This window comes from bacterium (assembly GCA_040757115.1).
Taxonomy (GTDB): domain Bacteria; phylum UBA9089; class CG2-30-40-21; order CG2-30-40-21; family SBAY01; genus JBFLXS01.
Map to the genome: position 1 here is coordinate 1 of JBFLYA010000034.1, position 25,630 is coordinate 25,630.

Consider the following 25,630-nt stretch of genomic DNA (forward strand, 5'->3'; position numbering starts at 1 on the left):
ATTTTTTTCGAGACGATGGCAAGAAGGGAATATTGTGTGTTTTTAAGAGAAAAGGTAGTTTAAATCTCTCATCTTTATTACAAAACATTAGTAATTACAACAACTTACAAACATTTTCAGGAGAAACACCCATGAACCGTGGGTTCACAAATGAGGATGAAAATAGTAGGTAGGAGATAGAAGGTGGGAGATAGGGAGATAAGCGTGAGGAGTGGTGTTTTCTTTACTTTCTACTCTCTACTTTCTACTCTCTACTTCCTATGAAATTTGCGGATTATTTTTAACAGGAAGAAAAAATTTTTATGCTGACTTTAGCCGATAAAATTCTAATTGGGACTATTTTAATCGCCGCTGGTCTAAGTACCTGGTGGGTATTTGAATCCAGTATAGGTGAAATAGTAGAAATTCAAACTCCTACGGAAGTAAAAAGGGTGAGTCTTTCTAAACAGCAAACTATATTCGCTCATGGAGCGTTAGGCACAACCACAATCGAAATTAAAGAAAAGAAAGTCCGAGTAATAAATTCCCCCTGTCTACAAAAACTATGTGTCAAGATGGGTTGGAAGGATAAAAATGGACAGATAATTGCCTGTATCCCTAATAAAATTGTCGTGAAGATAATTAGTACAACTCGAAAACAAAAAGTAGATGCGATGTAGTAGAGCTGTAAAAAAAACACCAGATATGAATAAACCAGATACGAAGTTCACGAAGAAGTATTCATCCTCTGTTAAGGCAATGTTAAATTTATTGGTAACTATTCAGCCACCAAGGCACCAAGACACAAAGAATATAAAAAATAAACATAGTAGAAGAATCTATTGCCAAAGAAAAAGATTTATCTGCCATTAAGACATGAAGGTTAAAACCTTGTTTTTAATTTGATTTTCTTAGTGCCTTAGTGTCTTTGTGAGTGAACAGTTACATTTATTGTTAGGCAAAAGGATAGAAAATGACAAGGAAGATTAGAGATCTCATAAGAGATTTACAAAGAGCAGGTTTTGTTGACAGAGGAGGCAAAGGAGATCATCGTAACTTTGCTCATCCAAATGTCACGAAGCCGATTACTATTTCAGGGAAAGAAGGCGATGACGCAAAGCACTATCAAGAAAAAGCTGTCCGCCTTGCCATAGAGGAGGCTAAGAAATGGATGAGGAATATAGGTATGTAAAGATTGTGGAATGGTCTGATGAGGACGGCTGCTTCATAGGCAGTTGTCCAGAGCTTTTCTACGGAGGGTGCCATGGAGATAATGAATACAGGGTTTTCGATGAGTTATGCCAGATTGTAGAAGAAACGATAAGAATTTATCGGCAGGATGGTAAACCGCTACCTTCTCCACTTTCTGGTAGAGAGTTGGTGAATACACTCCAGAAGGTTGCCTAACCAGGCGTTGCAGACGGACGGCGGGGGACTGTGCTGTGATTGAAAGTTTTGTAGTATCTCAAGGGGTAATCGTGCTTATAAAGTTTAGTGGTAATCCTCCCCGCCACCGCTGAACTCTGTCGTTAGTATTTAGCCAGAGATTGGCACGGATAGATAGAATGGGTTTAAAAGGATGAAAAGATACTAAACAAGAAAAGCGATTTGCTTTTTAAAGGTTGAATTTAGATGATATGTCTTAAAAATCAGTGTTTCATCCGTGTGTATCTGTGGCTGAATAATTACTATTATCTTTGTATCCTCGTGCCTTCGTGGCTAATTTTCAAAGGAAGAGAAAATGGAACTTTCGCATATCCGTAATTTTAGTATTATTGCCCATATTGACCATGGAAAATCTACCCTGGCAGATAGATTATTGGAATATACCAATACGATTGATAAGCGTCAGATGCGAGACCAGGTGTTAGACAATATGGACCTGGAACGAGAACGCGGAATTACGATTAAGGCTCATCCGGTCAGAATGGAATATACCGCCTGGGATGGAAAAACCTACACTTTGAATCTTATTGATACACCAGGACATGTTGATTTTACTTATGAAGTATCTCGAAGTCTGGCCGCAACGGAAGGAGTATTACTTTTAATCGATGCCTCTCAAGGCGTAGAAGCTCAAACATTAGCCCATACATTATTAACCAGAAGTCTAAATAAGGCGATTATTCCGGTCATTACAAAAGTAGATTTGCCAAATATTGATGTTCCTTTAGTAAAAAAACAACTTGCGGAGATTTTAAAACTAAATCCCGATAAAGCCATTTTAGCCAGTGGCAAGGAAGGTATTGGTATTGATGAAATATTAGAATCTATTGTTGATGAGATTCCACCACCTACGGGCGATGCGAATAAATCCTTACAGGCATTGATTTTTGATTCATGGTTTGATGTCTATCGTGGTGTCGTCGTCTATATTCGGGTATTTCAAGGACAAATAAAACCTGGAATGGAGATTAAATTAATGTCTAATGATAAGACATATCTCGTGAGTGAAGTTGGCTCATTAAAATTAGACCTGATTCCAACAGATGTCTTGAAAGCCGGGGAGGTAGGATATGTCATTGCCGGGATAAAAAATCTTGCTGATGTCAAAATCGGGGATACCATCACCACGGTATATTTTGCGGCAAAAGAGCCTTTACCCGGATACCGTGAATTAAAACCTATGGTTTTCTGCAGTATTTATCCTGGGGTTAATTCGAGTTTCCCTGAATTACAAAATGCAGTGGAGAAATTAAGATTAAATGATGCCTCCTGGATATATGAGCCAGAAACCTCAACGGCATTAGGATTTGGATATAGATGTGGGTTTTTAGGATTATTACATATGGAGATAATTTCTGAACGGCTTTATCGAGAATACGAATTAGATTTAATCTCAACCGCTCCATCAGTTCCATATCGGATTACGAAAAAAAATGATGATGTCGTAATGATTGATACCCCGATTCATTTCCCAAATATCGCAGAAATAGCTAAGGCTGAAGAACCTTATATTAAAGCCACAGTGTTAGTTCCTAATGAATATGTTGGGGGGGTATTAAAACTTCTCCAGTTAAAACGAGGCATCCAGAAATCATTAAATTATCTCGAAGGAAATCGAGTAATGATTATTTATGAATTGCCACTCTCGGATGTTTTGTTTGACTTTTATGATAAATTAAAATCTGTAAGTAGAGGATATGCCTCTTTAGATTATGAATATATGGATTATCGGCAAGTCCGGTTAGTCAAGGTCGATATTTTATTAGCCAATGAAATTGTTGATGCGTTATCTTTTTTTGTGCCACAGGAAAAGGCATATCAACGAGGTAAGGACCTGGTGCTTAAATTAAAAGAGGTTATTCCCAGACATCAGTTTGCCGTGGCGATTCAGGCGGCTATTGGTGGCAAAATCATTGCTCGTGAGACTATTCCCCATCTCGGAAAACATGTCACGGGCAAATGCTACGGCGGTGATATTACCCGCAAAAGAAAACTATGGGAAAAACAAAAAGAAGGGAAAAAGAAAATGAAGTCATTTGGCAGGGTAAATCTGCCTAAAGAGGCATTCCATGCCATCCTTAAGATTGAATAGTGTCGTGTTAAGGGGGGTATCATTAGGTTTCGTAACCTGCAAATGCAATAGCCTTATAACCTCTTAGCTAAAATCAGCGTTACTTTACAGAAGAAGCACCACCTTCTCCCACTGCCTCTAAATAGCAAATATAGACGCCGATTGGTAGAATATCTCCGTCTTCATCTTGACCATTCCAGGTAATACGATGGTCTTCCTTTGCTATTTTATATTCTTGTTCGATTAATCTTTTAACTAATCTTCCTCGAATATCATAGATTCTGATGGAAACATAGCTGGATTTTGAGAGTGAGTAAATAAGGCTAAAATTCTTTCCTTCTTCTGGACATAAGGTTTTATTTATTATCGTTACTATCCTAATTTCAGGAGGTTTTTCCGCAGATGAAATTATCTCATTGGGCAAACCTGAAGTCGGTATAGAAACATACCAATCATTTTTAGAGTTGGTATCTGAAAGGGCATTTCTTGCTATTGACTGCCCGGCAGAGACCTTTGTGCTATCTATTGCCTCTCCTTGCCATTTCAAAGAGTTAATCAGCTCATTTCTATCTTTATCTTCATCTGCGGGTGGGGTATCATTTGCCCAACAAACTCCATCTATTATCTCATCGAGGAGATTAAAAAGAACCATCTGGTCAGTAGTTGAGGTAATGGATTCCTTATCTGTAAAAAGGTTTATCCGACCATTAATTCCAAAGGTATCATCTTGCCCGGCGAGCCCATAATGTAACAATAAAAACTCACCTGTTTTAATCGTGCAACTCCCAATTATCTTATCTTCATCACCATCTAAATCGTTAAAATAAAACCCTTTTATTTCGGCACCATTACCTTTATTCCCATCATCTACACAATAAACTTCAACCCAATCATTGCTCGTAGAAAACATTATCTCATTGATAAGTAATTTAACCCCTTGAATACCAGGAACATCTAAATAAACACTATTTTGTTTTCCAGGAGTCCCATAAGGGGTTTTCGAGGAATCCCAATAGAAGTCAGTATTTGAGCCCGATGGATAAATCTTTTCTAATGTCCGACCACTATTAACGGTGCCTGCACCCCAATCATTATCATAAGTTAATATATTGACCGGAGTTAAATTATCCTTTAAAGTTAAGGTATCCGTGTTATCATCTAACGAGAAATTCCCTAATTCAACTATATTTATTTGGTCCGGGTAACCATATTTATTAAATGTATCTTTATCTTCTATTAGCACTAAATAGTCATAGGATTTAATAGTTGTGGCTGCAGGAATGATTTTATCCTTTGAGCCATCATTAAATATCCATTTAGAAATATCAATCTCCTCTTGTGTAGGATTATAAAGTTCTACCCATTCACCTTTAAAGTCTCCGACAAAAGAGGGGGCATCAAACATTACTTCATTAATGATGACCGTATCTTGTCCCCACACTATCTCTATTTTTAAAAATACAAGGAGAATAATTATTACCTTTCTCCACATAACCTCTCTCTATACACTCTAAAAATCGTAGATAGTCCTCATCCGTAAGAAAGATTGTTCTTCTTTCAATACCTACGGTTACCAATAAAAAAGTCGGGGAAGAGCTGAGATTAGTATACAAAATGTTGAAACAAATGTCAATGAGATTTTACGCAATTAACCCCGTTAGAATTTTGTCTAACAGGGTTAATCTACGGTAAAGATTATCTATATCTCAATGGTTATCGTAAAGGTATTCCTTTACAGAATCGAAAGATACTTATCTAACTCGTACTGAGTTACCTGAATCCGATAATCTTCCCATTCCTTCTTTTTCAAATTAATGAATCTTGGGAAGATATGGTCGCCAAGTGTCTTTTTGACTAATTCGCTCTTTTCAGCAATGGATACTGCCTCTCCCAGACTACCTGGTAATGATTCAATCCCCAATTCTTTCCTTTCGTCATCAGTTAAATGATAGAGATTTTTCTCCATTGGCTCTGAGAGTGTATATCCTTTTTCAATGCCATCTAAGCCTGCCTGAAGCATCACGGCGAAGGTAAGGTATGGATTGCAAGCAGGGTCAGGACACCTTAACTCTGCCCTGGTGGCTTGCTCCTTGCCTGGATGATAGACCGGGATTCTCATTAACGCTGAGCGGTTACGATTACTCCAGGCAATATAAACAGGTGCTTCATAACCCGGGACAAGCCGTTTATAAGAATTCACCCACTGGGCAAAAATAGCGCTCATCTCTTTAGCATAGGTTAATTGTCCGGCAATAAACTGTTTGGCGACATTGCTTAAGTGATATTTATCGTTTGGGTCAAAGAAGGCGTTCTTATTTCCTTTAAAGAGGGATTGGTGGGTATGCATACCACTACCATTTATCCCAAAGACTGGCTTGGGCATAAATGTGGCATAGACTCCATATTTCTGAGCTATTTCCTTGACCACTAAACGATAGGTCATAACATTGTCTGCCATCTTCAGTGCATCTGCATACCTCATATCAATCTCATGTTGGCTATGGCCTACTTCATGGTGACTATATTCAATATGAATACCCATTGCTTCTAAAGCCAGAATGGTTTCGCGCCGCAAATCACTTCCTGCATCAAGGGTAGTCAAATCAAAATAGCCTCCTTCGTCAAGCACATCAGTAGCATCAGAGGAATTGAAGTAGAAATACTCAAGCTCTGGTCCAAGATAATAATGGTCAAAACCCATCTCTTCCATCCTCTTTAATGCCCTTTTCAAGACATATCTTGGGTCTCCTTCATATTTTTTACCTCCAGGCACCAAAATATCACAAAACATCCTGGCTACAGCATTCTCTTTTGGTCTCCAGGGAAGTAATTGGAATGTCTCTGGGTTAGGCATAGCAATCATATCGCTTTCCTCAATATCTTGATAGCCGGTGATTGACGAGCCATCAAACCCCATTCCATGGTCTAAGGCATTCTCAATCTCCTTGTCGGTTATGGCAAAACTTTTTAACTGACCGAGAACATCTGTAAACCATAACCGAGTAAACTTTACATTGTTCTCCTTGACTAATTTGAGCACATCATCTTTGGTTAGCATATCTAACACCTCCATCTTTATTTTTTACCCTGTATAACGAGGGATATATATTAAAGTAAAAAATCAGCCCTTTTGGTAACCTCTTTTCTCATCTTAATCCGTGTGACAAACTTTTAATAGTAAGCGGATTTAGCAGATTGAGCGGATTTTTTTATTTTTTTCCGCTCAATCCGTTCAATCCGCTTACAATAAAAAATGTAATCTGTTTAATCAGCTTACAAAAAAATTATTGACAAATAATAAAAATAGTGTTATAATTGTATCAAATATTGAAGCGATTAGTGAGATTAATCGCTTCATGGGGTGGCATAAAACATGAAATATATCTGGCAATGTTCGTTATGGCCGAAATTGACCTGGGATAGTGATGCTCTTGTGTTTTTATTGGGACAAGCAAGGTTTGCCCAGGGGGCTCTTCTTGGACGCATCAAAGGCCTTGGTTTTAAGTTGGGAGAAGAGGCTCAGGCGGATATCCTTACGGAAGAAACCATTAAAACTGCCGCCATTGAAGGGGAGCAATTAAATCCTCAAATGGTGCGTTCATCAGTTGCTAGACATTTAGGATTACGAATGGCAGGTTTGATTCCATCTACCCGACCTATAGACGGATTAGTTGAGGTTATTTTAGATGCGACACAAGGGTATGATAAAAGTCTTTCTGCGGACAGGCTAAAAGGATGGCAAGCGGCATTATTTCCATCAGGCTACTCTGGTTTTCATAACATCCAGATTGGGCAATGGCGTAAAGAAGGGCTTATGCGCGTAGTATCCAGTCCGGTAGAACGAGAGAAAATTCATTTTGAAGCACCTCCAGGCGAAATGGTAGAGGCTGAAATGCAGAAGTTTCTCCACTGGTGGGAATCAAGTCTTAAAACCACAGATGGTATTTTACGTGCGGGCATTGCACATTTTTATTTTGTTACCATCCATCCGTTCGAGGATGGTAATGGCCGTATTGCCCGCGCATTGACAGATATGGCGCTTGCTCAGGACGAAAAACTTAAGCTCCGTTATTACAGCCTTTCGTCTCAGATTATGGAAGAAAGGGATGGGTATTATGATATTCTCGAAAAATGTTCAAAGGCAGACAGTACTGATGTGACCAAATGGCTTGTGTGGTTCTTAGGATGTTTCCAGCGAGCCATTAAAAGGTCCAATAAGATTATCGGCAATGTATTAACAAAGGCAGAGTTTTGGCATCAGCACGCTCAAACTGAACTTAACGAACGCCAAAAAAAGGTTATAAACCGTATCCTGGAAGTTGGACAGGAAAACTTTACCGGTGGACTAACCACGCGTAAATATGTGAGTATGGCAAAGGTTAGCCGTGCAACAGCATTTCGTGAAATTGCAGATATGCTTGAGAAAAAAATATTGCAACCGCTGCCAGGGAAAGGACGCAGTGTTCACTACGATTTGGTGTGGCCATAGGAATAAACATTGCAGTAAAAATGTAATAAAGGGATTATTAATAGGTAACTATTCAGCCACAGATGGACACGGCTGAAACACTGAAAATTCGTGAATCGTGTCCGGTATCCGTGTCCGTAGTCAGGCTGAAGGGTTCTTCTGAAAATCGGGACTCGGGAAGGCTGGTAGCCGCACGACCCATGCTCTGCATGGGTGCCCCGAGCCTGATTTCACCTGTGCCAGTGGAAGAGATTTCCACCCCCTTAATCCCCCGCCAGCGGGGGACAACCTGCCTCTGACCTCTATCTTCTGCCCTCTGCCTTCTGACCTCTGCCTTCTGCCCTCTGTCTTCTGCTATTTATCCGTGTTAATCTGTGGTTGAATAATTACTGGAATAGTTACCATATTTTTTCTTCGTGGTCTTCGTGCCCTTCGTGGTTTACCTTAACTGCACAGGTCGAAATTTTCCTTTTGATTTTTTATGGATTTTTCAATACTTTATTATGAACTCCAATCTTTCTTAAAATTATAGTATCATTTTCAATTTGAAATGTCATTCTATATTTAACAGTAACATATGCCTCCCATTTATCTCTGGTGCCCTTAATCTTATGAATCTGCAAAGAAGGATGTTTAAGATTAGTTGCCAAAAAAACAATTTGTTTATCTGCCACCTTCTTTATCTCTTTAGGCAAAGCCTTATAATCTTCCTTAAAAGGTTCTGGAATTCTCAATCTCATTTATTTAACCACTCTAAAGCCTGATTTGGGGCATCAAAATCACAGTATCTGCCTTCATGAAGTGCCATATCAACCAGTTTTTCTCCCTTTTGCCATTCTTCTGTCCAAAAATATGCTTGTTCGGGCTCAGTTGTTTTAAACCTTAAAAAATGGATGAAATCTACCACCTCACAAACAGCATAATCGGGCAATCTTTCTAATTCTTTCAATATCTCTTTTTGGGCAACACTTTCTACCATATTTAACCCCCCTTTACTGTTAAATGAGCTCTCTCAACATCTCCAGAGCTCGGATTTGACTGAAGTTTAAACCACCCGTTCTTGTATCTTCCCCCCAATTTTTACCTTCACAACATCACCGATTTCTGATTTATTCCAGGGCACCTTCCTTTTACCTACAAGGGAATAATGCACCCTTTTATATCAACCTTACCTATCCATTTGTTGAGAAAGCTCTCCAACTGATTTATCTGCACGCCTCAGTCTGCTTACCTCAAGCCCCGTAACTTCTACATCCTTATCCAACAAGATGGTCATAGAGGCTCCGGTGTCAGCCAAAAAACTGATTTCTTCTGTAACCCCAATCGTTTCTGAATATATCACTGCATCAACAAAAGGGGCTATTGGCTTAAACGAGTAATCAAAGTATCCTTCTATCCTCATAGAATCAACTCAATTCCCTTCCTGCTTACATATTTAATTAAAGGTTTCTCACGCTTTAGTTTGGCGGGTATTCTATCTTTAAGCTCCTCTAAATTGGAAGCATCAGCAACTATCTTTTTATTCCAGATAGCTACGAATTCCTCAGGATACCCCTTTACTAATTCCTGATAATTTTTTAGAAACCATTCACGGTCTCTTCTACCTTTCTCAAACATCTTTCTATAAAGCCTATTCTGAGATACTGACATTATTTTCACCTCTCAAATCATACAGACTCTTTGACTTCGTGACATTTCACACCAGCAGAACATCTCTCCTTTGATGCAAAATTGATAGGTGACTTATCCAACTTCCTCCTTTTCTGAAACTGATAGAAATTTGCTTTTTGAGTATTTCGGATGTTACCTTCACTTTTGCCCATTATGAAAATATTTTACCAAAATCTTTCCCTATTGTCAACAAAAATTCTCGACCTTGTTATTTAAGAATTAAAAGTGAAGCGTTTTTAGTGGATTTAAGAATTAAAAGTGAACACTTATGAAGAGCCGATATTCTCCCTTGCTGAATAGTTACCCCATAGATAAACAAGTCAATCGAATCTTTTTTCTTTTAGATTAAATGTCAATGAGAAGTTTGACAAAACTTATCCACATTCCGAAGCCTTGCTGGAATTCAAATCAAAAGCAAGTTAAGTGAAGTCCGTACCATCAATCGTCCACTACTACTTAAGCCTCCTGGAACTCCTTAACTAGCTCCAGGCTATTACCACCAAACGCCTATTAGGACTTCACTCTTACCCATGCTTAATTCCCAGGCTGAGGATTGTGGATAAGTTTCCCACCATAGCTTTAATGACCGGAAGTTAGGACTTATTTAGCCTAAGATTAGATAATGAATGACATTTTATCATCTTAGAGATGAATGACTTAGTTGGACTGTCCATTAACTTATCCATAAGAGCATCAATTGCCTCACACTATCTACCATCTTAGCTCTTTACCAAGGACTCTATATCTGCTATAATTTAATATAATCTAAAACAAAAAGGAGGTTTTTGATATGGCACAATTGCATAAGAAATTCACGGATAATGAGGTCAAAGAACTAATTGAACGCTATCTAAAAAAGGAACTTGGAAGAAGGTATCTTCAGAAAATTCTGGATATTGGTAAGGTAAGATTCTTTGCCTTAATAAAAAATTATCGTAATGCCCCTGATTTATTTTCAATTCAATATGCCAGAAAGATTAAAACTCGAAAGATACAGCCAGGCATTGAAGAAAATATCATCAAAGAGCTAAAGATTGAAAAAGAGCTTATTGACAATAAAGAGGTGCCTCTTAAATCTTATAACTATACCTATATCAAAGACCGGTTAGAGACTGAGTATCAACAAAAGGTCTCCTTGCCTACCATTATCAATAGAGCTAAAAACAATGGTTTCTATTTGGAAAAGAAACCTAAAAAATCAACCCATGACCGTCAAGTATTAACCAATTATGCAGGGGAATTGATTCAACACGATTGCTCTTATCATTTATGGTCGCCTCCAGCTAAAGAAAAATGGTATCTCATAACTTCTTTGGATGACTTTAGTCGCTTTATACTTTATGCTGCTCTACTAAAAAAAGAAACATCCTGGGCTCATATTCTTGCGGCTCAAACCGTTATCCTACAGTATGGTTCGCCTCTGTCTTACTATGTAGATAACCATTCTATCTTTAGATTTGTCCAGGAAAGAGATTCCCTCTATCGTAAACATCACCTTCTCACCGATGAAGTAGACCCTCAGTGGAAACAAGTCATGAACGATTGTAATGTCAAGGTAACCTATGCCTCATCTCCTCAAGCCAAAGGTAAAATCGAAAGACCTTATGCTTGGCTACAGGATAGACTTGTCCGAACCTGTGTTAGAGAAAATGTAACTGATATAAAAATCGCACAACACCTTCTTCTGAAAGAACTTCATAGATATAACTACCGCCAGATACATTCAACCACTCAAGAAGTCCCTTATCTTAGATTTCAAAATGCCTTAAAAAACAAACAGTCCCTCTTCAGAGACTTTAAAGTCAAACTGCCTTATTTATCTGTTAAAGATATTTTCTGCTTGAGAATTAACAGAACTGTAGATGCTTACAGAAAAATCTCCATTAATAACTTACAAATTAAAGTTAATGCTAACCCAAGAGAAACTGTAAATCTTCGTATCTCTCCCATAGATAACGATATATTAGAAATCAGATTCTGGTGTAATGATAAACTTATCGATGCCCAACGAATCAAACATACTGACCTTAAAAGTGTTCACTTTTAAATCTTAAATTTAACAAAAGTGTTCACTTTTAAATTTTAGCTAACAGTGTTTTTTTTCAATCTCTTTAGTCAGGATAATTGCCTCCGCAATTTCCCGCATCGACTTACGCATATTCATTGATTGATGTTGAATTCTTCGATACGCCTCTTCTTCTGAAAGCCGCCGTTCTTTCATCAGAATACCTTTGGCTTTTTCTACCAGTTTTCTGGTCTCCAATTCTTCCTGAATAATTTTAGTTTTAACCATCAAATTGGCATTTTCAATAGCTACTGCAGATTGATTTGCTACAGTGGTCAGGGTATCAATTTCACTTTTGGTGAATTTATGGGGGGTGGAGGTATAACTGGTCAAAGCTCCAATTACCTTTCCTTTAACACACAAAGGAACGCAAACTAAAGAAACCAACCCTTCTTTTTTAGCCATCTCTTTATATTTATAATCTTTTTCTTTAGTTACATCAAGCACGGTTATAGGCCTATTTTCTTTAACTACCTTGCCAGCAATTCCTTCTCCTATTTTTAGATTTGGTTTTTGATTATATGCCTCATAAAACTCCTTACTAATAGAATGAGTTGCTCGGATAACTAATTCTTGCTTTTCTTCATCCAAAAGCATTAAAGAGCATATTTTGGAAGACATTACTTCTGCGGTCACAGTGGTGATAAGACGGAGGATATCCTCTAAATAAAGGTTAGAGACAATCGCCTCACTTACCTTAGAGACAGCCTTTAATCGTTTAGCATAAGATAGTTTTGATGGACTTTCCATTTAAGATTTACTTCCTTTCACCAGTAGGAACGCTCTCTCTCGTCAAACGAAACTACTTCTCAAATATAGGTGGTAACATCCTTTTATGCTGGGAGGTTTCGATTAACCTCTTGACATTAGTAACAATATCCGGTTGAAAATTTAGAGGCTCACCAGACTCTAATGCTCTAAGTATTTTATCCAGATTTTCGTAGGTAATACCTAATTCCCCTTCATCTGTCTGTCCTTCCCATAATCCCGCTGTCGGCACTCGGGTTAGAATCTCTTCTGGAATATCCAGTTCTTTAGCCAATTCTCTAACTTCTGTCTTTAACAATCCACCAATGGGCAGAATATCTACGCCACCATCCCCATATTTGGTAAAATAACCAACCATAATCTCGGATTTATTGCCGGTTCCTGCAACCAGATAGTTAAGACAATTAGCCACATAGTAAAGAGTCATCATCCTCAATCGTGGCTTGAGGTTAGCTAAAGATAGTTTATTATCTTCAGGCATACCAGCACCTTCTAATGCTCTTGTTATTGTTTGGTAGATAGCGTCTAATTCTATCCTTTTGGTTTTAATCTTCAGTCTTTGGGCTATCAATCTGGCGTGGTCTTCATCTGTGCTGGAACTGAAACAGGGCATTATTAACCCCAGAACATTATCTCCCACAGCCTTTTTTGATAGAGTCGCTGTGACTGCCGAATCAATTCCACCACTCAATCCTACAACGATGCCTTGAGCACCTGCCTTTTCTACTTCAATCTTAATCCATTTGCTTATTTCGTCTGATAGTATCATTTTTTCCCCCTTTCCCCTGAAAATAGCGAATTAGTGAATTAGAGATTAGCGAATTAGTATAGTATCCACAGACTCGTATCCTCTGGTGTAGAACAGATATTCCCCCTTAATAAAGGGGGTTAGGGGGTTGTTCTTCCATTATTTTCATCCCCCTTTGTGAGCCGCAGACTCATGACCCTTTCTCCTGAAAATAATCCGCAGATTTCGTAGATTACACAGATTTTTATTTTTTTATCTCCCCGCTGGCGGGGGATTAAGGGGTTAGGGGATTCTTTTATTCCCGAATCCCGAGCCCCGAGTCCCTTAATTTTCATTATCCTTTGTGAACCAACGGTTCATGCCTATTTCCCTTGAAAAGCAATGGTAATTTTCGCTTTTATATTCTTGTTGTTTTTCGAATTTCCAGGAGAGCTTCTAATCCTTTGATAACTGTAATATCTTTTTGTCGTCTAATTGATTTTTTGGCTTTAATCAATCCTTCTATTGTCAACACATTACATTCCATTCCGTAAATCTCCATTGTTTCAGAATGGTTAAGGACATCATCATAATAACCAATTCCTTGAACTTCTCCGATTAAGTCAATGTCTCCGATGTCAGTTGAAAATGTAAAATTCAATCCCATCTTAAGTGTTTTTGCATCAAAAATAAATGGTAAATCCTTTTCTGTACTTCTTAAATATGGATGGTATGGCAAAAGGGCTTTTACAATATTTTCTAAATTTTCCTTATCACGAGCATAACAGATATCAATATCTTCGGTTAAATGCACTACACCTTGAAGGATTGATGCCTGGCCACCAATTATTATAAACTTTACATTAAATAACTTTAGGTGAGATAGTATTTTCTTAACATCCATTATCATAACACAACTTTATCCTTATAGTAATAAGGTCTGCCCATTCTGTGAAGATTTTTTCTCGCTTCTTCTAAAAACTCTAACATTTGTCTATGTATTTCCATGCGTTGGGTAGGAGATAATTGGACGCTTTCATACAACAGTGTTACATCAATTCCAAAATCAATCGCTTCCTGAATAGAGTTTTTGGCATTATATTCATAACTTGCGGTTATATCCTCAAATTCTCTTCCCCTCTCTATCATTTTACATAACCCCCTAACCCTTATAGCATCGGCAAATATCTATCTATTTCATGGGAAGTAACCTGGATTCTATCATTATCCCATTCTTTCATTTTATTATGGAGGAATCTGGTAAAGATGTGTTCACCAAAGGTTTCTTTGACCAATCGGCTTTTTTCAGTCTCTTGTAAGGCTTCAAATAAATTCCCTGGCAGATGTTTTAATTTTCTATATTCGCGTTCTTCTGGTTCCATGTGGTAGAGGTTGGGTTCAACTGGTGGAGGAAGTTCGTATTTATTCTTAATCCCTTCTAATCCAGCCGCCAACATCACGGCGAAGGCAAGATATGGGTTACAGGCGGGGTCTGGACAGCGCAGTTCTGCCCGTGTGGCTTGCTCACTGCCTGGCCGATACATCGGCACACGAATAAGTGCCGTTCGATTGCGGTGAGCCCAGGAAATATAGACCGGAGCTTCATAGCCAGGCACTAACCTTTTATAAGAATTTACCCATTGGGATAAAATAGAGCATATTTCGCGGGCATGTTTTAATTGACCAGCAATAAAAGACTTCGCTGTCACAGACAGATTATGTTCATCGTTTGGGTCAAAAAAGGCGTTCTTTGTGCCCTGAAATAAAGATTGGTGAGTATGCATGCCCGAACCATTTACCCCAAACACGGGTTTAGGCATAAAGGTAGCATAAACACCTTCCTGCTGAGCAATCTCCTTTACCACCATCCGATAGGTCATAGTATAGTCAGCCATAGTAAGTGCATCTTGATACCTCAAATCTATTTCATGTTGAGATGGTGCTACCTCATGATGTGAAGTCTCAACCGGGATACCCATCTCTTCTAATACCTTGACTGTCTTTTTTCTAAGTCGATTAGCCAGGTCATAAGGCACTATATCAAAATATCCACCTTCGTCTAACCCTTTTGCTTCCTTGTTAGATTTAAAATAAAAATATTCCAATTCAGGCCCAATATAGTAGGTAAATCCTAACTCTGCGGCTTCCTTAATGACCTTTTTTAAGACATATCTTGGGTCTCCTGGATATGGGGAACCATCAGGATTAAGAATATCACAAAACATCCTGCCAACAGGTTCTTCTACAGGTTCCCATGGTAACAACTGAAATGTTTCTGGTTCAGGTTTAGCCAGAATATCACTCTCTTCAGCCTCAGCAAATCCAGTAATCGATGACCCATCAAAACCCTTTCCGTGTTCAAATGCCGATTCAACCTCTCTATCGGTTATAGTTACACATTTAAGGAAACCAAGCACATCGGTGAACCAGAGTTGAATATTTTTGACATTCTTCTCCTTTATAATCTTTAAAACTTTATCTACCTCTTTCATTGATACACACTCCTTTATAAAAGATATGGGAATCTGTTTATCTTCCCGAAATCGCCTTTATTTGAATAAAAACAAGGCGGCGAAGAAACTATGTTCTATCAATCAACTTCTCGTGGCATTATAAGCAACTGGATTCCACCTAAAATTTCCTGTATGCGATTGGGTGAAAGAGTACCGATTTTTTCTACAAGATCGGATTTATCCACCGTAACAAGATGGGAAATGTTTACAACACTCTGTTTGGGAAGATTTGCCTCACCTTTTGAAAGTAAAACGTTGCCTGGTACTTTTGCCCGCTTCAAATTAGATGTCAGTGTGCAGACTACCACTGTATTTATACGACTACGATTGAATAGATTGTTCTGAATAACAACATGCGGATGCCGATAGCCAGGTGCAGAGCCGGATGGTTCACCAAGTTCAACCCAAAAGACATCCCCTTGATTTATCACCATTGCCCCCTCACAAGTCGCTTATGCCTGGCTCGAACATTCTTTTCATATTTTCTCTCAGCTAAATCAGGTGCATCTCCATAGGCATCATTGAGTTGTTGAAGAAGTTGTTGATTCTGTTGTCGCTGGAGAAAATCCTTCACCGCCATTGCAACTAAATGACTGCGAGATACATTCATCCTCTGTGCCAGCGATTCTATCCCTTCAAAGAGAGATTTCTGAATTGAAATTGCAGTTTTAACATTTGCCATTTTGTTATATCCTCTTTCCTCCCATAAACATAACATACCCAATTGATAGGAATTGCTTTTTTAGTATTTTGGATTATTATGTCCATTTCTTGCACATTCTAACGATATTTTACCAAAAATTTTATCATAAGTCAATAGAAAAGTGAGAAAGAGAATAAACAGTAGTAATAGTAGAGCTTGAATATCTGTTTCTTGCATTTTATTTAAACCTATTTCACAGGTCGAAATTCATTCCAAAAACAACAAAAAATGTAACCTTTTTCGAGAGGGGGGAGGGGGATGGCGTTTGTAAGTCGTCGTAAATATCGAGTTGAAATTTTAAAGATAGAAGTGTACTGTTTCTTTCCCACAACAGGTCGGATGAATATCTCACCCGACCTGTCGATATTTTTTTTGTTCTGGCTAAGTCTATCCTTCTAAAATTTTCTCTGCTTCTTCACGGTAAGCATCCATTAAATACGGAATACCGGTAACCTTAGTGCATTCTTCCGTCAACGACATCAGTTCGTCTCTGGTAATAGCATTGATATTGAAGCAGCGAGCTCCAGCCATAAGCTGTTGTAAGCCCACTTTAATCTTCTGTGAATAGCTGTAAATGCCAAGTGCGCCAAGAGGAAGTTTCTTCATCTCATCTTTGCCCAGCATATTCGTTACTTCCTCATAGCAAACGAAGATTTCATCAATGGTAGTGCCAAACTCGCTGACAGTTTTTGGCAGGTCATCTTTCTCAATCCATTCGGCGATATTCTTGCCCACCATTCCAGGAATCATCAGTGCTCTACCCATACATACGGCTTTGACAAACGGAGCACCTAAAGCTAATGCCTTAAATACGCCATCTTCGCTGGAAAATCCACCAGCAAAAGCAATATCTGGCACTCTTTCGCCTTTATCCGCTAATTTCTTGCAAAATTCATAGGTAGCGGCATGTAAATAGAGAGATGGCATACCCCATTCTTCCATCATCCGCCAGGGACTCATACCCGTTCCACCTGGGGCACCATCAATGGTAAGCAAATCAATCTTAGCTTTGGCTCCCCACTTTATTGCCATAGCCAATTCACGCAAGCCATAGGCACCAGTTTTCAGGGTAATTCTCTTAAATCCTATCTTGCGTAATCGTTCTACTTCAGCATAGAATTCTTCTTCTCCGATAAACCCAAGTCGGCTGTGCCGCTCAAATTCCTTAATCGCTTTATCCCTGAATGCCGCTTGAATCACCGGGTCTGATGGGTCAGGGGTAACAATGTATCCCCGTTTTTGTAATTCCTGCGCCCGTTCTAAACTCTTTACCTTGATTTCGCCACCAATACACTTGGCACCCTGTCCCCATTTAAGCTCAATGGTCTCAAGACCATGTTTCTTATGAACATACTCAGCTACCCCCAGTCGGGTATCTTCTACATTCATCTGAACCAATATCTCACCATAGCCTCGATGATACCGTTTATAGATTTCAATCCGTCTATCCATATCCGGTGCATTAACAATCTTCTTATTGGCATCTAATTCCAATTGTGGGTCAATACCACAAACATTTTCTCCACAAACTAATGTTACGCCACTGATAGCGGCGCCAACCGCAAAGTGTTCCCAATTGCGACGGGCAATTTCAGTTGAACCAAGTGCCCCTGTAAAAATAGGCACCTGCATCTTAACTTTAATATCCCATCCATATTCGGTCTCTGTATTGACTGCGGGAAAGGTAGCTGTATCCGGGTCTCCAATTACTCCCTTTGGTAATCCTTTAGCACCCAAAGCATAACCCTGAATATTGAGATGTGAATAATCAACCGGGTAGTTTTTATCACCACCTGCAGTTATTTCACCAAACGGACCTGGATAGATAACCTCTCTGCCACGAAAGCTTGATTTAAACACCTCGCAGTTGCCTCGACAACCATCTATACAGCGGGTACACAAGCCACTCATTGGAACTACACTTCGAGAACGATTGGAAGTTCTGGTGGCATCATTAGCATTTGGTTGTTGTAAATTCATTTCTTAACCTCCTTGTGAGTCAACACCTTATAAAAAAACAAAAAAGGTGTCCTATCTCTTGTTAATTGTTTAGTTAGACACCTTTGTCTTTTGATTCAATAAATCTCTCTAATACGCCATTGTATCAGACTATAAAATATGATAGCATAAGATTAAAATTTTGTCAAGTGTTTTTTTGCCGGTAACTATTCACCACGAAGAGCACGAAGGACACAAAATGGAATTTAATGTCTTGTAATTTTCGGTAGTGTCTGACAATAACTACAATTTTTTGTAAGGGTTCAGGTAGGATAAAAATAAGGAGAAAGGGAGAAGATGGAGAAGTGGAGAAAAGAAGAGCTGGACTTTCGTAAATTTTATGCTACTTCTAAAGTTCTCTTTATCCTTATCAATCTGTTTATTTTGCTCAAAGATGGCAAAATTAGGCTCCAAAGCCTGATGATTTTTTTGCAACTTATCCTTTGAAGTTGAGTTGATAAAAAATGCTTTACTTATTTTCTTCCCTTTGTGCCCTTTGCGTTACTACTTTGTGCCCTTTGCGATTTATCCTTTTTTAATCGCGAAGAACGCAAAGAAATCGACCGCAAAGAACGCAAAGATTAAAGGAGAAAGGAATCATAGAAAATTCACGAAACTCCAGGATAAGTGGGAAGTATTATAATCAGGTTAGAGCATACATTAGAGCAGTGGATAAAGAAATAGGGTTACTGGTAAATTTCGCAGACTCCAGGATTGATGTCCGAAGGGTGAAGCAAGAAAAAGTTTGAGCCATTTCTCCAATTCTCCCTTTTCCCCATTTCTCCTTGTTTACACTTCTAATGTATAGCCCTGAACGGTTACAAGATATTTTTAAAAAATTCTCGGTCAGCCTCTTGACAGCTATAAACTTTTATGATAAAGTAGTTCTAAGGAGCAATGATATTTTGCGAAAAATACAGTCACAGACAATTACAAAAACAGTAAAGGATTTATGTATCAAGGCTAATCTGGAGTTACGAGAAGATGTCCTATCAACCCTGGAGAAAGGCTTAAATAATGAAGATAATCCCCGAGCAAAAAGGATATTGCAAATATTAATCGAAAATGCTTCTCTTGCCAGAGAGAAAAAATTGCCTATTTGCCAGGATACAGGTGTTGCCATCGTATTTATTGATATTGGTCAGGATGTCCAGATTATTGGAGATGATTTATTTTCCGCCATTAATCAAGGAATAAAACTTGGATATGAGGCGGGATATTGTCGAAAATCAGTTGTTAATGACCCAATCATAAGAGAAAACACTAATGATAATACACCAGGAATTATCCACTATAATTTTATCGCTGGTGATAAACTAAAGATTACTGTTATGCCAAAAGGCTTTGGTTGTGAGAATAGAAGTTGTATTAAAATGCTTCTGCCAACGGCAGAGATTGGTGAAATAAAAAAGGTAATTATTGATGCGGTAAAAGACGCCGGTCCAGATGCCTGTCCCCCTTTTGTCTTAGGCATAGGGCTTGGTGGAACAATGGATAAAGCCGCTCAACTTTCTAAAGAGGCACTACTTTCTTCCATTGATAAATCATCTTTGCAAACTCATATTGCCAGATTAGAACAAGAAATCTTCGAAGAGGTAAATAGCCTGAATATTGGTCCAATGGGATTAGGTGGTAAGACAACGGTTTTAGGTGTCAATATCCTGACTTATCCAACACATATTGGCGGACTGCCAGTTGCCATAAATATCAATTGCCATGCGTTACGAAGCGCAAGTTGTTATGTGTGATGTGGTGCGTATGATATACCCAAACAAAACAGGTTTGCAAAAACTTTCCACCTGTGCGGTTAAATGTAAAATGGATAATGTCCAATGAAAATGTATAACTGAAAGGTAATGAGTCTTGCGAAGTACTAAAATTTCCCATTTTTCATTTCCTATTTTACATTTTACATTTATTTTTCCTTTGCGTCTCTGCGATGAATTAGTCTAATCGCACAGGTGGGGATTTTTCCGTGTTTCATCCGTGTCCATCTGTGGCTGAATAATTACAAAGCAGACAACCTTTTTATCTCCACATCACTTTTCTACTCACAGGAGGTGAATTGAATTGGTTAAAAAATTGGTTTGGTTAAGTATTATTTTATGTAGTTTTGCCAGAGTGGTAGATGCGGCAGATTTGCTTATGACCACCTTATCCGATGGGAAGACGATAAAAATAGGTAAATTAGGGATAATAAAATAAGGGGTGCCGTTCTAAATTATGGGTAAGAAAAGCAAACAACTAACTCAAAAACAAAAAAGTAAGCATTCTTCTTTTTCTAAAATGTTAGACTTTATTATAGCCAAAGATGAACCAGTTGTTTCAAACCTATTTGGTTTTATAGATTATCTATGCGGTATTTTAGTTTTTTTAATTGTCTTTGGAATCTATCTTCATACCTTAACCCCATCTATTGCCTTACATGATGCCGGGGATATGGTAACTGCGGCGTATGTATTGGGTATCCCTCATCCTACGGGGTATCCTCTTTATTGCCTCCTGGGTAAGTTCTGGATAACTATTCTACCGATAGGTAATATCGCTTACCGAATGAATATGCTTTCGGCATTATGTGCCTCGTTGGCGTGCCTGATGGTATATTTTACCATTCTAAAGTTAGCCACAAACAGTCCACAGAGGATAAAAAATGATTTCGTTAGTTTTAAATTTATAGCCGCATCAGTAGGAGCATTTATGCTTGCCTTTGCCGTTACCTTCTGGGAACAGGCATTAATTGCCGAAAAATATACCCTTAATGCTTTATTTGCCACTCTACTAATCTTTATCCTGCTGAAATGGTATGAATCGCTTAATTCGCCAGATACACACAAGCCGCAATTCTATCTTTACCTTTTCTCTTTTACCCTGGGTCTATCTTTCACTCACCATATGCAATCTATATTTCTGATTCCACCGGCTATTTATCTTATTGCCGTAATTACCTATCAGATGAAGAAAGAAAAGACCCAAAAAATACTTACCCCTTATCACTTATTTAAGATGTTTATTTGCTTCTTCTTACCGTTATTATTATGGCTATATTTACCCATTCGTGCTTCTACCAATCCTATCCATAATTGGGGTGACCCTCAAACCGTAGATAGATTTATAGAGCATATCCGCGGCGGACAATATGGCTATTATTTTTCATCCTCAATCAAAGAACTCACCATTAGAATATTTACTCATCTTACCAGGTTTTTTCCACATCAATGGACGCTTTATCTGGTTTGGGTTGGAATAGTAGGGATGATAGGACTTTTTAAGCAAAGGCGAAGGATGTTTATTTTCTTGACATTATTAGTCTTAACCGATATACTTCATTCTATCCGATACACCATCATTAACATAGAAGATTACTACATCCCGTCATTTGCTGTTTTTGGAGTTTTTACTGGATATGGTTTGTGGAACATAATGAGGTATTTAAAAAAATATTTATCCCCCTACCCGTTACTCCTTTTAGGACTCCTTCCCCTTATCCCATATAATCTGCACTTATTTCAAAGCGATAAAAGCCAACACTTTTTTGCTTATGATTACAAAACTAATATCCTCAACCATCTGAAGCCTAATGCCATACTTTTTAGTGAAGATGACAATATTGGTTTTACCTTATGGTATCTTTGTTATTGTGAGAAAGAGCGACCGGATATTGATTTACTTGACACGGTCTTTATCCAATATAAATGGTATGCTAATCGAATAAAACCTCTGCATTCTGATTATCCAGAGCAGTTACCTCAAGCCATCTCTGGTGAGATAATCACGCGAATTAAATTAAATAATATTATTCATAATAACATTAACTCAAGACCAATTTATGTCTTTTCTGATAACTGGGTAGATAAAAAATATGGGCTTATTCCAGAAGGGATGTGTTGGCGGGTAGTAGAACACAAGGTAGATAATAAAGAGATGTTCGATGAACTTGAAAAAAATAAGATAGAGTTTAAGATTAGAGGACTAAATAAATCTATTTACAAAGGCTGGCGAGAAGAGGCAATTATAAATAACTATGCTAATTCATATTCTACCTATGGAGGAATTTATGGAAATATGGGATTCTACGACAAGGCAATTATTGAGTTACAAAAGGCGCTTAAATTAAACCCTGAGTCTGCAAATGCACATCATAATCTTGAGATAGCTTATAAGAGGTTAAAGGGAGTCAGTCCTTGAATAGGGAATTTAGTCGTAAATTATATATTCAAGGGTTGCTCCTATTTTTTTATTGACATCAGAGGAAGAAGGTATTATAATTCATAATTATGTGGATTCTTGAGTTTTATATCTTACGGACATTCTGGAAACCCTTTGTGACGAGCCTTTTCTTCTTTAGTGGATTAATTATCATTACCCGCTTTTTTACCCAGTCAGCGTTATTGATAGAAACGCAACTTCCTCCTTTAATCTTTACTGAGTATTTCCTCTGTCAAATACCTTTTGCTCTGGTGTTAGTCAGCCCGGTTGCGGTATTATTAGCCTGCCTGTTTTCCCTGGGGAGTCTTGCCCATCATAACGAAATTATGGCAATGAAATCATCTGGCGTCCATTCATACCGTATTATTTTACCTATTTTGTTATCTGCATTGTTCATTAGTTTCTTAATTACAGGTTTTAATAATTCTATTGTTCTAAAGGCGAACCAGAGGGTAAGTAAAATAAAATCACAAAAAATATATCGTGAAAATATCTCTTTCATCGTTGAAAATCTTTCTTTTAGAAATGATAAAGGCTGGTTTCTGATGATTAAATCGTTTGATAAAGAAAAAGGCAAAATGGAGGGGATAGAAATTAAAGCCCTGAATGATGAAGGGCACCTTTCTTTACGAATAGATGCTAAAGAGGCAAAGTGGGTAAATGGTATCTGGTGGCTTAAAAAAGGAATTTTGCGAGGGTTTAATCAACAGGGATTGGTTATCAAGGAAGAAAAGTTTGAAGAGCAAATGCTACAGATGTGGTCTCCAAAAGAAATCTGGTTAATTAGTCAGGCAGAAAGGAAACAGACTAATGATATGAGTATCAAAGAATTAGTCGCATATATCGAACTACTCAAGGAAAGTGGTTGTAAATTTAATGATAAGTTAGTTGACCTGCACCTGAAGATTTCTTTCCCTTTTGCTAACCTGATTATGGCATTAATTGGGACAAGTTTATCTTTACAAAAACCCAAAGGCAAAATAGTGGCAAGTTTTGGCTTGAGTATTCTTATCAGTTTCCTTTACTGGGAGGCAATAGGTATTGGTCGGGCTTTAGGGATGGCTGAAAATTTACCACCAGTCTTTTCTGCCTGGATTGCCAATATCATTTTTGGGATAGTCGGGATTTATTTAGCATTTAAGATTAAGAATTAGAAAAGAAGTTGCCATTATTCCGCCAGCCAGCTAAATACTCGATTAACGAAATCGTGGCTAAATACCAGAAGAGAATTAACAAAAGAGGATGTATCACCAAAAACCAGAACTTTGCCCTGACCATAATTTTGACAGGCTACAAGGATAATGTCTCCTAATTGTTCATTCGGGTCATAATCTAAATTCCCTAAATATGCCTGTTCGGGATTATCTTCTTTGCCCGGGTCAGAGTAACCATATTTACCCATAATGATAGGGTAGGCGGGGTGAGTAATTTTTAATGAGGCGCCAACGACAATTCCTGGTTCATCCTCAATATCCTCTAAACCAATGGTAATCGGATGATTAAGATACTGATATGAATGAAGCCAACCACCAATGAAATAATCCGCTGAATCAAAATTATATTTAATATTTACTGGTTCTAAAATGTCATTTAACTGGTTACTTGCACCTTTTTTATAAAATGTATGGTCTCCTAAAAGAAGTAATGAACCACCCTTTTCAACAAACTCCCAGATAGCCTTGTTTTCGTCATCCGCAATAGCCTCCTCAATATTTATCATAACTAATATCTTTGCCTCGTTTAATATCTTTTGAGTAATTGTTTTAGTCCAGATGGGTTCAAATCCAATCCTGGCAACAAACAACGGTAAATTTCCAAACATACCTCCACTGTAAGCCCCAAAATCGTTAAAAGTTGGTATGTTCCAATTTAAAAAGCCTTTTTCATAAAAAACAACCTTTTCTTTACTTACAGATTTTTGAGAAGGATGCGGAAATGTCATAAAACCAATTGAAAAACAAACTAACAGCCCAATAATGGGGATAAAAATTTTACCACCTCTTGTTTGTTCAACCTGAAATTCTACATCTTTTAAACCAAAATAAAGCGGGATAAGAAGGAGTAATGATAAAAAAGTAGGCAGGATTAAAATAAAAATATCCTTTTTATGAAAAATCTCTATTAAAAACGCAGCACCAATAACATAAACTATCTGAATAAATAAAACTAAAACTAAACTTAAGATTAGAGAAAATATTTTCTTTTTCTGCGAGAAAAGGCACAAACTCAAAATGATGAAGAGCAATAACAAAGAGATAAAAAGCCCAAGAAATGTATGCCCCAGTAGAATATCCTTTCTAATGAGTGTGCTTAAAGATGCTGTGAATGATAGCGAGAGATTTTGCAATCCACACCAAACAAAAGGATGAAATTTATAAAATATTATAAAAAACAGATAAAGGCTCGTCGCAAAAAGTAATGTTGGTATCTCTTTTGGCTGGTAGTTTAATCCTCGTAAAAATAGCCCAAAACCAAATAAAACAAAGATAACTCCTGTTAATCTTAAAATTATATCTTTGGGAAGTAATGCAAAACCCAGAAGCGAAAAAAATAATCCTGCAATTAACAACCTTTTAGCTACAATCATTGGTTTAAATGGGAAATAACTTACCAGAAGGCATAAAAGCAAGATAGTGCCCAGATAGAGATTTAACCAATGAGTAAAAAAACCCATATTTTCTGAAAGGAAGTTAATAGAAATAAAAAAAAGAGAAAATTTAGTAAATTGGGAATGGTGTATTTCCATTGATTCCTCCTGAAAATAAGGAAGTAGGAAGTAGAGAGTAGAGAGTAGAAAGTAAAGAAAACATCACTCCTCAGGCCTATCTCCTTTTGGTCAATGGTCAATGGTCATTGACTAATGACCATTGACTCCAATCTCTCTCCCATTAATTTTCATCGTCCTCGTATAATATATATTGTTGGTCATTTTGAATGCCACAATCTTAATTCCTTATTAAATCCCCCACGATTGGGGGTTGGGGGTTGAAAATAAAATTAAAAAATTAATTATTA

At 37.8% G+C, this 25,630-nt stretch carries 28 protein-coding genes; 12 read left to right on the plus strand and 16 right to left on the minus strand.

Going from position 1 to position 25,630, the window contains the following annotated elements:
* Positions 1 to 302: 302 nt before the first annotated feature.
* From AB1422_04440 to lepA, 4 genes are all read left to right on the plus strand, one after another.
* On the plus strand, positions 303 to 659 hold the full coding sequence (locus AB1422_04440; protein ID MEW6618584.1) for a NusG domain II-containing protein: 357 nt from the start codon (positions 303 to 305) through the stop codon (positions 657 to 659).
* 293 nt (positions 660 to 952) lie between these two features.
* A complete protein-coding gene (locus AB1422_04445; GenBank protein ID MEW6618585.1) occupies positions 953 to 1,171 on the plus strand; it encodes a type II toxin-antitoxin system HicA family toxin in 219 nt (72 codons plus the stop codon).
* Complete coding sequence (locus AB1422_04450) at positions 1,147 to 1,386, plus strand: type II toxin-antitoxin system HicB family antitoxin (protein ID MEW6618586.1); 240 nt, start codon at positions 1,147 to 1,149, stop codon at positions 1,384 to 1,386. Before AB1422_04445 ends, AB1422_04450 begins: the two co-directional genes overlap by 25 nt.
* Before the next feature lie 334 nt (positions 1,387 to 1,720).
* Positions 1,721 to 3,517, plus strand: a complete 1,797-nt coding sequence (gene lepA / locus AB1422_04455; protein MEW6618587.1) for a translation elongation factor 4 — start codon at positions 1,721 to 1,723, stop codon at positions 3,515 to 3,517.
* Between the two features lie 79 nt (positions 3,518 to 3,596).
* On the opposite strand, the gene AB1422_04460 is transcribed toward lepA, so the two are convergent.
* Together AB1422_04460 and AB1422_04465 are read right to left on the minus strand one after the other, a co-directional pair.
* A complete protein-coding gene (locus AB1422_04460; GenBank protein MEW6618588.1) occupies positions 3,597 to 4,988 on the minus strand; it encodes a lamin tail domain-containing protein in 1,392 nt (463 codons plus the stop codon).
* 240 nt (positions 4,989 to 5,228) lie between these two features.
* A complete protein-coding gene (locus AB1422_04465; GenBank protein ID MEW6618589.1) occupies positions 5,229 to 6,554 on the minus strand; it encodes a glutamine synthetase family protein in 1,326 nt (441 codons plus the stop codon).
* Positions 6,555 to 6,869: 315 nt separating this feature from the next.
* Here AB1422_04465 and AB1422_04470 point away from each other — a divergent pair, with 315 nt between their 5' ends.
* Positions 6,870 to 7,985, plus strand: coding sequence for a Fic family protein (locus AB1422_04470; protein MEW6618590.1), 1,116 nt, complete (start codon positions 6,870 to 6,872; stop codon positions 7,983 to 7,985).
* Between the two features lie 458 nt (positions 7,986 to 8,443).
* Here AB1422_04470 and AB1422_04475 read toward each other — a convergent pair whose 3' ends face one another.
* From AB1422_04475 to AB1422_04490, 4 genes are all read right to left on the minus strand, one after another.
* A complete protein-coding gene (locus tag AB1422_04475) occupies positions 8,444 to 8,704 on the minus strand; it encodes a hypothetical protein (GenBank protein ID MEW6618591.1) in 261 nt (86 codons plus the stop codon).
* A complete protein-coding gene (locus AB1422_04480; GenBank protein ID MEW6618592.1) occupies positions 8,701 to 8,943 on the minus strand; it encodes a hypothetical protein in 243 nt (80 codons plus the stop codon). The genes AB1422_04475 and AB1422_04480 overlap by 4 nt, the downstream gene beginning before the upstream one ends.
* Before the next feature lie 189 nt (positions 8,944 to 9,132).
* Positions 9,133 to 9,366: a hypothetical protein gene (locus AB1422_04485; protein ID MEW6618593.1), complete on the minus strand. Its 234-nt coding sequence runs from the start codon at positions 9,364 to 9,366 to the stop codon at positions 9,133 to 9,135.
* A complete protein-coding gene (locus AB1422_04490; GenBank protein MEW6618594.1) occupies positions 9,363 to 9,614 on the minus strand; it encodes a DUF5678 domain-containing protein in 252 nt (83 codons plus the stop codon). The genes AB1422_04485 and AB1422_04490 overlap by 4 nt, the downstream gene beginning before the upstream one ends.
* Positions 9,615 to 10,425: 811 nt before the next feature.
* Between AB1422_04490 and AB1422_04495 the strand changes: the two genes are divergently transcribed.
* Positions 10,426 to 11,682 (plus strand): hypothetical protein, encoded by a 1,257-nt coding sequence (locus AB1422_04495; protein ID MEW6618595.1) that lies wholly within the window; start codon positions 10,426 to 10,428, stop codon positions 11,680 to 11,682.
* A 39-nt stretch (positions 11,683 to 11,721) separates the two neighbouring features.
* Here AB1422_04495 and AB1422_04500 read toward each other — a convergent pair whose 3' ends face one another.
* The 9 genes from AB1422_04500 to AB1422_04540 form a co-directional block, all read right to left on the minus strand.
* A complete protein-coding gene (locus AB1422_04500) occupies positions 11,722 to 12,450 on the minus strand; it encodes a GAF and ANTAR domain-containing protein (protein ID MEW6618596.1) in 729 nt (242 codons plus the stop codon).
* Between the two features lie 52 nt (positions 12,451 to 12,502).
* Positions 12,503 to 13,237, minus strand: a complete 735-nt coding sequence (locus tag AB1422_04505) for an NAD+ synthase (GenBank protein ID MEW6618597.1) — start codon at positions 13,235 to 13,237, stop codon at positions 12,503 to 12,505.
* Between the two features lie 119 nt (positions 13,238 to 13,356).
* A complete protein-coding gene (locus AB1422_04510) occupies positions 13,357 to 13,551 on the minus strand; it encodes a hypothetical protein (GenBank protein MEW6618598.1) in 195 nt (64 codons plus the stop codon).
* 62 nt (positions 13,552 to 13,613) lie between these two features.
* Complete coding sequence (locus AB1422_04515; protein ID MEW6618599.1) at positions 13,614 to 14,105, minus strand: nucleotidyltransferase; 492 nt, start codon at positions 14,103 to 14,105, stop codon at positions 13,614 to 13,616.
* On the minus strand, positions 14,102 to 14,344 hold the full coding sequence (locus AB1422_04520) for a hypothetical protein (GenBank protein MEW6618600.1): 243 nt from the start codon (positions 14,342 to 14,344) through the stop codon (positions 14,102 to 14,104). Before AB1422_04520 ends, AB1422_04515 begins: the two co-directional genes overlap by 4 nt.
* 20 nt (positions 14,345 to 14,364) lie before the next feature.
* Positions 14,365 to 15,687, minus strand: a complete 1,323-nt coding sequence (locus AB1422_04525) for a glutamine synthetase family protein (GenBank protein ID MEW6618601.1) — start codon at positions 15,685 to 15,687, stop codon at positions 14,365 to 14,367.
* A gap of 98 nt (positions 15,688 to 15,785) precedes the next feature.
* Complete coding sequence (locus tag AB1422_04530; protein ID MEW6618602.1) at positions 15,786 to 16,142, minus strand: type II toxin-antitoxin system PemK/MazF family toxin; 357 nt, start codon at positions 16,140 to 16,142, stop codon at positions 15,786 to 15,788.
* Positions 16,136 to 16,390 (minus strand): CopG family transcriptional regulator, encoded by a 255-nt coding sequence (locus AB1422_04535; protein MEW6618603.1) that lies wholly within the window; start codon positions 16,388 to 16,390, stop codon positions 16,136 to 16,138. Before AB1422_04535 ends, AB1422_04530 begins: the two co-directional genes overlap by 7 nt.
* 408 nt (positions 16,391 to 16,798) lie before the next feature.
* Positions 16,799 to 18,391, minus strand: a complete 1,593-nt coding sequence (locus AB1422_04540; GenBank protein ID MEW6618604.1) for an FMN-binding glutamate synthase family protein — start codon at positions 18,389 to 18,391, stop codon at positions 16,799 to 16,801.
* 315 nt (positions 18,392 to 18,706) lie between these two features.
* Here AB1422_04540 and AB1422_04545 point away from each other — a divergent pair, with 315 nt between their 5' ends.
* From AB1422_04545 to AB1422_04570, 6 genes are all read left to right on the plus strand, one after another.
* Complete coding sequence (locus AB1422_04545; protein MEW6618605.1) at positions 18,707 to 18,856, plus strand: hypothetical protein; 150 nt, start codon at positions 18,707 to 18,709, stop codon at positions 18,854 to 18,856.
* A 152-nt stretch (positions 18,857 to 19,008) separates the two neighbouring features.
* A complete protein-coding gene (locus AB1422_04550) occupies positions 19,009 to 19,158 on the plus strand; it encodes a GxxExxY protein (GenBank protein MEW6618606.1) in 150 nt (49 codons plus the stop codon).
* A gap of 156 nt (positions 19,159 to 19,314) precedes the next feature.
* Positions 19,315 to 20,157 (plus strand): fumarate hydratase, encoded by an 843-nt coding sequence (locus tag AB1422_04555; GenBank protein ID MEW6618607.1) that lies wholly within the window; start codon positions 19,315 to 19,317, stop codon positions 20,155 to 20,157.
* A gap of 322 nt (positions 20,158 to 20,479) precedes the next feature.
* Positions 20,480 to 20,614, plus strand: a complete 135-nt coding sequence (locus AB1422_04560) for a hypothetical protein (GenBank protein ID MEW6618608.1) — start codon at positions 20,480 to 20,482, stop codon at positions 20,612 to 20,614.
* Between the two features lie 18 nt (positions 20,615 to 20,632).
* Positions 20,633 to 22,594: a DUF2723 domain-containing protein gene (locus tag AB1422_04565; GenBank protein ID MEW6618609.1), complete on the plus strand. Its 1,962-nt coding sequence runs from the start codon at positions 20,633 to 20,635 to the stop codon at positions 22,592 to 22,594.
* A gap of 89 nt (positions 22,595 to 22,683) precedes the next feature.
* Complete coding sequence (locus tag AB1422_04570; protein ID MEW6618610.1) at positions 22,684 to 23,769, plus strand: LptF/LptG family permease; 1,086 nt, start codon at positions 22,684 to 22,686, stop codon at positions 23,767 to 23,769.
* Positions 23,770 to 23,783: 14 nt separating this feature from the next.
* Here AB1422_04570 and AB1422_04575 read toward each other — a convergent pair whose 3' ends face one another.
* Positions 23,784 to 25,361 (minus strand): hypothetical protein, encoded by a 1,578-nt coding sequence (locus AB1422_04575; GenBank protein MEW6618611.1) that lies wholly within the window; start codon positions 25,359 to 25,361, stop codon positions 23,784 to 23,786.
* Positions 25,362 to 25,630 lie beyond the last annotated feature (269 nt).